This window comes from Pseudomonas sp. 43(2021), from assembly GCF_017490805.1.
Classification (GTDB): domain Bacteria; phylum Pseudomonadota; class Gammaproteobacteria; order Pseudomonadales; family Pseudomonadaceae; genus Aquipseudomonas.
The window spans coordinates 1-456 of the sequence record NZ_JAFGYJ010000487.1 but is presented as its reverse complement, the minus strand read 5'-3'; the positions used below and the strand labels follow the sequence as shown (position 1 = coordinate 456).

Below are 456 nucleotides of genomic sequence, written 5' to 3'. Positions count from 1 at the left end.
CTGTTCGTCAACGTCGGCGAGCGCACCAACAACACCGGTTCAGCAAAATTCGCCCGCCTGATCCGTGAAGACAATTACACCGAAGCCCTCGAAGTCGCGCTGCAGCAGGTCGAGGCCGGCGCGCAGATCATCGACATCAACATGGACGAGGGCATGCTCGATTCGAAGAAGGCCATGGTCACCTTCCTCAATCTGATCGCCGGCGAACCGGATATCTCGCGCGTGCCGATCATGATCGACTCGTCGAAATGGGAAGTCATCGAAGCCGGCCTCAAGTGCATTCAGGGCAAGGGCATCGTCAACTCGATCAGCATGAAAGAAGGCGTCGAGCAGTTCATCCATCACGCCAAGCTGTGCAAGCGCTACGGCGCTGCGGTGGTGGTGATGGCCTTCGACGAAGCCGGTCAGGCCGACACCGAAGCGCGCAAGAAAGAGATCTGCAAACGCTCCTACGAC

At 58.6% G+C, this 456-nt stretch carries 1 protein-coding gene; it reads left to right on the top strand.

All coding sequences use genetic code 11. The annotated features are described in order from the left end of the window. Nucleotides 1-456, top strand: a 456-nt coding sequence (locus J5M71_RS28305; protein ID WP_207838940.1) for a dihydropteroate synthase, incomplete at both ends; no start/stop codon positions are given.